The 7814-nt window shown below is 71.7% G+C and carries 7 protein-coding genes; 2 read left to right on the top strand and 5 right to left on the bottom strand.

Translation table 11 applies throughout. From position 1 onward, the window contains the following. The 3 genes from FJ108_17195 to FJ108_17185 form a co-directional block, all read right to left on the bottom strand. On the bottom strand, positions 1 to 1148 hold a 1148-nt coding region (locus FJ108_17195), incomplete at its 3' end, for a wax ester/triacylglycerol synthase family O-acyltransferase (protein ID MBM4337626.1). Positions 1149 to 1161: 13 nt separating this feature from the next. Continuing rightward, positions 1162 to 1941, bottom strand: coding sequence for an alpha/beta hydrolase (locus FJ108_17190; protein MBM4337625.1), 780 nt, complete (start codon positions 1939 to 1941; stop codon positions 1162 to 1164). A gap of 51 nt (positions 1942 to 1992) precedes the next feature. Continuing rightward, a complete protein-coding gene (locus tag FJ108_17185) occupies positions 1993 to 2526 on the bottom strand; it encodes a hypothetical protein (GenBank protein ID MBM4337624.1) in 534 nt (177 codons plus the stop codon). On the opposite strand from FJ108_17185, the gene FJ108_17180 reads away from it, so the two are divergent. After that, entirely contained in the window at positions 2516 to 4315 is a 1800-nt protein-coding gene (locus tag FJ108_17180; GenBank protein MBM4337623.1) for a hypothetical protein, read from the top strand. The genes FJ108_17185 and FJ108_17180 overlap by 11 nt on opposite strands. Before the next feature lie 11 nt (positions 4316 to 4326). Here FJ108_17180 and FJ108_17175 read toward each other — a convergent pair whose 3' ends face one another. Continuing rightward, complete coding sequence (locus tag FJ108_17175) at positions 4327 to 5337, bottom strand: alpha-ketoacid dehydrogenase subunit beta (GenBank protein ID MBM4337622.1); 1011 nt, start codon at positions 5335 to 5337, stop codon at positions 4327 to 4329. A 3-nt stretch (positions 5338 to 5340) separates the two neighbouring features. Beyond that, on the bottom strand, positions 5341 to 6312 hold the full coding sequence (locus FJ108_17170; GenBank protein MBM4337621.1) for a thiamine pyrophosphate-dependent dehydrogenase E1 component subunit alpha: 972 nt from the start codon (positions 6310 to 6312) through the stop codon (positions 5341 to 5343). A 50-nt stretch (positions 6313 to 6362) separates the two neighbouring features. Here FJ108_17170 and FJ108_17165 point away from each other — a divergent pair, with 50 nt between their 5' ends. Further along, complete coding sequence (locus tag FJ108_17165) at positions 6363 to 7661, top strand: alpha/beta fold hydrolase (protein ID MBM4337620.1); 1299 nt, start codon at positions 6363 to 6365, stop codon at positions 7659 to 7661. Positions 7662 to 7814: the final 153 nt, after the last annotated feature.

The following is a 7814-nucleotide window of genomic DNA, read 5'->3' as shown; positions in this document are numbered from 1 at the left end:
GTGGCGAACTGGCTGAAGTCCTGGAGCAGATTCGCCGGGATCGCCTGCTGCATGCGCTTGGCCGATTTCATCGACTCGTGGATGCGCAGCAGCCGGCGCGCGGGATCCTTCTCGTTCGTCGCCAGATCCGCGAGCACGCTCGAGACGCGGTTGCCGTAGCTCGACTTCTCGCCCGACGAGCGCACCGAGACGGGCACCATCGCGATCAGCGGATCCTCGGGCAGCGCGTCCCGCCGCTCCAGGTAGCGGCGCAGCGCGCCCGAGCTCGCCGCCATGACGACATCGTTCAGTGTCGTGCCGAAGACGCTCTTCACCCGCTTGGCGTCGGCGAGCGGGATCGAGCAGAACGACCAGCGGCGGTGCGGCGTGATCGAGCGGTTGAACGGCGTCTTCGGCGCGCGCGTCTGCGGTATCAGCGGGGCGTCGACCTGATCGCCGCCGCGCCGGAACAGCCCGCCGACCAGCGGCAGGCGGTCGAGGCCGATCGCGTCGCGCGCCAGCGGCCCGATCTCCGGGCTCTGCGCGAGGCTTCGCGCGGCGCGCGCCGCGAAGCGCAGCGCGCGCCCGGGACGCAGAACCGCGGCGCCGACCCCGCGCCGCAGCATGTCGAGCTCTCCGGGGATCTCGTCCGGCGTCCATGCCTGCTCCGGCGGCGCTACGGCACTTCCGGTCGGCGACGCGTCGAGGAGCGTCGAGGTCAGCTCGGCGCCCGAGACGCCGTCGATCGTGCAGTGGTGGATCTTGATGTACAGCGCGACGAGCCCGTTCTGGAGCCCCTCGATCACGTAGACCTCCCAGAGCGGGCGCTCGCGGTCCATCGGCCGGCCGTGGATGCGCGAGACGAGCTCCGAGAGCTGCAGGTTCGAGCCCGGGGGCGGCACCGCAATGTGGCGCAGGTGGAAGTCGAGGTCGAAGTTCGGGTCTTCGATCCAGTAGGGGTGGTCGAGCCCGAGCGGAACCTGCACGAGCCGGCGGCGGAACGGCGCGAGCAGGTGCATGCGCTGCGCGATCGAGCGGCGGATCACGTCGTAGAGCGAGCCGCCCGGCGCGCTCGACGGATCGTAGAGCGTGACCGATCCGATGTGACCGAGCTGGCCGCCGGTCTCCATGTAGAGGAAGCTCGCGTCGAGGCCGGTCAGCTGCTGCATGGCGTCTCCCTGGCTACGCGGTCCGGTGTTGCGCGACGAACTCGTCGACGATGCGGTTGAAGCGCGAGGCGTGCTCGAAGTACGGCGAGTGCCCCGATCCCGCGAAGTCGACCACGCGACAGCCGGGAATCCGGGCGGCGGCGTCCTTCAGCGCCGTCGGCGGGAAGAGCTGGTCGTGCTCGCCCGAGATCAAGAGCGTCGGCACCGAGAAGCGCGCGAGCTCCGCTGGCTCGACGCGCGCCTCCGCGAGCGTCGCGAGCGCCCCGGGCGGAAGAACGGGGTTGAGCGAGGCGATCTGGTCGTACAGGTGCGTGAGCTCGGGCTCGCGCGCGGGAAAATCGGGCGCGAGCGCGGGCGCCGCGCGCACGCCCTCGCTCGCGGCGAGCCTGCCGATGCGCGCGAACGCCTCGAGCACCGCGGGCGTGAACACGCCGGCGGGCGTCCCCGAGAGCACCAGGCACGAAACCCGCTCCGGGCGCGACAGCGCGGCGCGCAGACCCGTCCAGCCGCCCATCGATTGGCAGACCAGCGCGGCGCGCTCGACGCCGGCGTGATCGAGGATCGCGAAGAGATCCGCTGCGAACTCCCGAGCGTGGAAATGGCCGGGCTCGCAGAGCGAGCGGCCGAAGCCGCGGTGATCGAAGCTGAGCACGCGGCGCGACCTCGCGAAGTGCGGGATCTGCTGCCACCAGATCAGCGTGTTGCCGCCGGCTCCGTGCGCGAAGACGATCGGCTCGCCCTCTCCGTGGGATTCGTAGTAGAGGCTCGTGTGCGGGCGCTGGACGAAGGGCATCGCGTCGCTCCGGCTGGGGAACTGCGGCGATGATACGCCGATGCCGTCCGGCTAGCGCAGGTCGACTTCGAGCACGATCGGCAGGAACTCGCCGGGCCGGATCGCGAGCCGCGTCTCCTGTCGCTCGGCGTGGCTCTCGAACACGACCACGAAGCCGACCGCGCCTTTCACCTCGGAGCAGACCTCGGGCGGAAAGTCGACGCCGACCCGGTAGCGCCCGGGCGCGGCCGCGGCGAACTCGATCGTCTCGATGCGCGGAGGCGGCTCGCCGCAGCGCACGTCGCGCTCCAGCCGGCCGCCGCTTCGCGACGGCGAGTTCGCGAAGTAGACCGTCTCCTGTCGCGGGTCGGTGACGTACAGATCGAGATCGGCCGCTTCGCCGAAGACGAGCCGCACGCGGACCTCGCCCGGTTTCGGCGGAGGCACAGCGACCGCGGCGAGCTGCGCGGCCAGCGCGTTGGCTTCCGCGGCGCGCGCCTCGCGCTCGGCCTGCGATGGACCGCCACTGCCGGCGCAGGCCGAGAGCGAGATCGCTCCGAGCAGCGCGAGAAGCCGACGTGTAAGCTTCGAGACCATGAGACTCACCCTCGCGCTCGCGATTCTAGCCTGCACCGCTGCGGCAACGGCGTCGGGACAGGGCGTCTTCGGCGGCCGCGTCGCGGACGCGCACGGCGCGCCGGTCGCAGGCGCGCTGGTCTCGTTCACGCACGGCGATCCCCCGCACACGCTCACCGTCTACAGCGGCGCCGACGGCCGCTACCGCACGCCGGCGACCTCCGGAGCGGGGCCCTGGTCGCTGCGCGTGCGACGGATCGGCTGGAAGGATCTGGAGCGGACGGGCCTCGAGCCGCGCACGTCCGGAGCGGCGCTCGATCTCGTGCTCGAGCGCGAGCGCGACCCGGCGTCGGTCGCGGGCCAGCTTCCCGCGAACCGCTGGTACGCGCTCCTGCTCGCGAAGCTCGACGACCCCGGCCAGCGCGAGGAGCTGGTGCGCCAGTGCACGTACTGCCACCAGCAGGGAAACTGGGCCACGCGGATGCTGCGACCCGACGAGCAGTGGGAGAAGGTGCTCTCGCTGATGGCGCGAATGGGAGCGGGCCTCTCGCCCGAGCTGCGCGCGCAGGTGCCGCAGCTCTTCACGGCCGCGTACGACCCGAAGACGGCGGTCGCGGCGCTGACCGCGAACATGGACTCGCCCGAGTTCGCGCCGCCGCCCGCGAGCGAGGTCGGCTCGGCCGCGGTCGAGGAGTGGGTGCTCGGCGGACCCGCCTCGATGCAGCACGATCTCGCGGTCCACCCCGACGGAAGCATCTACTCGGTCGACATGACCCAGGACAAGCTCTTCCGGCTCGACCCGTCCGTGCCTGGCGGCAAGCGCGAGAGCTTCGACGTGCCGCAGGGCGACCTTCCGCTCGGCGGGGTGTTCGGCGGCTCCGGCTCGCCGGCGCCGCCCAACACCAACGCGCACGTCGGCCCGCATTCCCTGCAGGTCGCTCCCGACGGCGCGATCTGGATCACGCTCGCGCTCGGCAACCAGCTCGCGCGCTTCGACCCGGCGACGCGCGGCTGGTCGATCCACCCTCTCGACGAGGGCTACTACCCGCACACGCTGCGCTTCGACGCGAAGGGGCGCGTCTGGTACAGCGTCGCCGCGTCGAACCACATCGGTGTATACGACCCGCGCGACGGCTCGCACCGCTGGATCCGGCTGCCCGCGCCGACCTGGGGACAGGAGTTCTCCTCGCGCGCGCTGCCGTTCTTCCTCTGGCTCGGCCGCAACTTCGATCTCTCGGACACGAGCGGCGGCGAGGGCATGAGCGCGCCGGTTCCGTACGGCGTGGACGTCGCTCCCGACGGCGGCATCTGGTTCAGCCAGCTGAACGCCCACCGGATCGGGCGAATCGACCCGGAAACGCTCGAGGTCGAGATCGTCGACACGCCCTTCACCGCGCCGCGCAGGCTGCGCTTCGACGGGCACGGCAAGCTCTGGATTCCCGGCTTCTCGTCGGGGCTGCTGGCGCGCTTCGACCCGCAGACGCGGAAGTTCGAGACCTGGGAGATCCCGATCGAGCCGCGCGGAAGCGAGACTCCGTACGCGCTGAACGTCGACCGGGAGCGCGATCTGGTCTGGATCTGCGGCACGAACAGCGACACGCTGCTGCGCTTCGATCCGCGCACCGAGAGCTTCACGGTCTATCCGCTGCCGACGCGGGTCACCTACACCCGCGAGCTCGACTTCGACCGCGAGGGCCGCGTCTGGACCTCGAACTCGAACATGCCGGCGTGGCAGATCGAGGGGCAGATGCCGCGCGTGCTGCGGCTGGATCCGTCGGCGCTGCCGGCCGCGGAGGCGCGGACCGCCGCCGCGCGCTAGCCGGCCGCGGCTCAGCCCATCTCCTGCACGGCCGCGACCACGCGCTCGGGGCCGGGCAGGAACGCGTCCTCGAGCACGGGGCTGAACGGCACCGGCGCGTGCGGCGCGCTGACCCGCTTCACCGGCGCGCGCAGGTAGTCGAAGCCGCGGTCGACGCAGAGCGCAGCAATGTCGGAGGCGATCCCGCAGCGCGGCGGCGCCTCGTCGATCACGACCAGCCGCCCGGTTCGCGCCAGCGCCTCGAGAATCCCGTCCTCGTCCAGAGGCGCAAGCGAGCGCAGGTCGAGCACCAGGGCGCTGGTGCCGTTCGCGGCGAGGATTCCGGCGGCGTCGAGCGCGGTCTGTACGGTTCGTCCGACACCGACGAGCGTCACGTCCGTTCCGTCGCGCACGACGTTCGCCTTGCCGAGCGGCACCACGTAGTCGCCCTCGGGCACCTCGCAGGCCGAGAACAGCAGCGACTTCGGCTCGCAGAACACCACCGGATCGTCGTCGCGAATCGCCGCCAGCAGCAGCCCCTTGGCGTCGTAGGCGTTCGAGGGGCAGACCGTCTTCAGTCCCGGTATGGCGGTCGTGATCGCGTACAGCGTCTGCGAGTGCTGCGCGGCGGCGCGCAGCCCCGCGCCGACCAGCGTGCGCACCGTGAGCGGAACCCTCGCCTTTCCGCCGAGCATGTAGCGAAGCTTCGCCGCCTGGTTCAGCAGCGGGTCGAGCGAGACGCCGATGAAATCCATGAACATCAGCTCGACGATCGGGCGCATCCCCGTCGCCGCGCAGCCGACCGCGGCGGAGAGAAAGCCCATCTCGCTGATCGGCGTGTCGAGCACGCGTTCGGGGCCGAAGCGCTTCAGCAGCCCCTTCGTCGCGCCCATGATTCCGCCCCAGGCCTCCTCGATGCCCTGGTCCGCGCGGCCGCCGCCGCCGGCGACGTCCTCGCCGAGCAGGATCACGTCCGGGTCGCTGGCCATGGCGATGTGCATCGCCTCGTTGATCGCGAGAAGCATCGGCAGGCTGCGTCCCATCGCTCAGCGCTCCCTCACGTAGACGTCCGTGGTGACCTGGTCCAGCGTCGGGAACGGGCTCGCCTCCGCGAAGGCCACCGACTCCTCGAGCAGGCGAGCGACGTCGCCGTCCACCGCGCGAAGGCTCTCCGCGTCGACCAGCCCCGCCTCGCGAACGTGGCCCTCGAAGAGCTCGAGCGGGTCGCGGCGCTGCTTCCAGCTCTCCATCTCCTGCTTCGAGCGGTACGCCATGTTGTCACCGACGTAGTGACCCATGAAGCGGTAGGTCTTGCACTCGAGCAGCGTCGGGCCGTGACCCGCGCGCGCCCTCGCGATCGCGAGCCCTGCCTTCTCGTACACGTCGAAGAAGTCCATGCCGTCGGCGATCACCGCGTTCATCGCGTACCCGCGCGCGCGCTCGGCGATGTCGACCACCGAGGTCACGAACTCCATCGGGGTCGCCTCGCCGTAGCCGTTGTTCTCGCAGACGAAGATCACCGGGAGCTTCCAGATCGCCGCAAGATTCATCGCCTCGTGGAACTGGCCCTGGTTGCTCGCGCCGTCGCCGAAGAACGCGATCGAGACGCCGCCGGTCTTGCGCAGCTTCGCCGTGAGTCCCGCGCCCACCGCGAGCCCGAGCCCGCCGCCGACGATGCCGTTCGCGCCGAGCATGCCGCGGTCGAGATCCGCGATGTGCATCGAGCCGCCCTTCCCCTTGCAGGTGCCGGTCGAGCGGCCGAACAGCTCCGCCATCATGCCGCGGACGTCCACGCCCTTCGCGATGCAGTGACCGTGGCCGCGGTGCGTGGACGAGACGATGTCGCGATCGCCCAGATGCGAGCAGACGCCGACCGCCACCGCCTCTTCACCCGCGTACAGGTGGAGGAACCCGGCCAGGCGCCCCGCGCCGACCAGCTCGACGAGCTTCTCCTCGAAGCCGCGGATCGTCCGCATCTGGCGATAGACGTGCACGAGTTCTTCGCGACCGAGATTCATGCCTGATCCTCCGAGCCCGCTTCTGGCATTGTACGGGTCGAGGAGTGCGAATGCCGCACGCGGTCGCGATGCCGAAGCTCGGAATGACGATGCGCGAAGGGACGGTGCTGGAGTACCGCGTGCGTCCGGGCGACCGCGTCGCGAAGGGACAGATCATCCTGCGGATCGAGTCGGAGAAGACCGAGGTCGAGATCGAGGCTCCGGCGAGCGGAGTGATTCGCCACCTGTACGTCGAGCCGGACGCGCTCGTTCCCTGCGGCACGTTCCTCGCGGCGATCACCGAGAGCGGCGACGAGGCCTTCGACCCGGAGGCGTTCCGCAGCCAGAACGAGCGCGCCGAGACGCGACCCGCCGCGGGCGCACGGCCTCCGGGCGCGGCCGCGCCGGCGCCGAGCGCGGGCGGTTCCTCGGGCGCGCTGCCGCGGCCGGCCGAGCGACCCGTGGTTCCCGCCGCCAGGAAGCGCGCGCGCGATCTCTGCATCGATCTCGACCGCGTGTCCGGCAGCGGGCCGAACGGTCGCGTCACGGTCGAGGACGTCGAGGCGTTCGCGGCTCAGATCGGCGAGCGCGTCCTCGTCGCGCCGGGAATCCGGCTCGAGGTTCCGAGCCAGGGCGCGGGCGAGACGGTGCTGCTGCTGCCCGGCTTCGGCTCGGACGTCTCCGCGTTCGGCCCGCAGATCCCGTGGCTTGCGCAGACCCACCGCGTGCGCGGCGTGAATCCGCGCGGCGTCGGCTTCTCCAGCGCGGCCGAGGCGGAGCGCGACGACGTGGCCAGCGCCGCAGCGGACGCCGCGGCGCTGCTCGAGGCGCCGGCGCACCTGATCGGAGCGAGCCTCGGCGCCGCGGTCGCGCTGGAGCTCGCGCTGTCGCGGCCCGAGCGCGTGCGCTCGCTCGTCCTGATCACGCCGTTCGCGACCGCGACGCCGCGGCTGCTCGCCGTCGTCGACGCCTGGGCGCGCGTCGCCGCGGAGGCGAGCCCGGAGGCGCTCGCTGCGATGCTCCTGCCCTGGCTGTACGGCGGGGATTTCCTCTCCGACACCGCCGCGTGTCGGCGCGCCGCGAAGTCGCTCGCGGAGGCCGCCGCGCGGGTTCCGGCCGCCACGCTCCGGCGCCAGGCCGCGGGCCTGCGCGCCTGGTCGGGGACGCGCGAGGGCGATCTCGGCCGTCTCCGCGCGCGCACGCTGGTGATCGCGGGCGCGGACGATCTGCTCACGCCGGGCGCCGCGGACCTCGCGCGGAGGATTCCCGGCGCCGCGCTCGAGCTCGTCCCGGGCGCGGGGCACGCGGTCGGGATCGAGGCCGCCGAGCGCGTGAGCCGGGCGATCCTGGCGCACCTGCGCGCCGGCTAGGAGCCTGACCCAAGACTCTCTCGCGAGCTAGCATGGCGAGGATGGGTGAGAGAGGCGATTTCAAGGGGTACGAGCAACACCAGGGTTTGTTGCTTCCGGTATATATCAGCGACGCTCTGGATCGTTCGGACGTGACCTTCTTCATCGACGAAG

Source organism: Deltaproteobacteria bacterium, assembly GCA_016875225.1.
In the GTDB taxonomy this organism is placed as follows: domain Bacteria; phylum Myxococcota_A; class UBA9160; order SZUA-336; family SZUA-336; genus VGRW01.
Note: the sequence above shows the minus strand (reverse complement) of the source record. Positions and strands in the feature narration are given on the sequence as shown.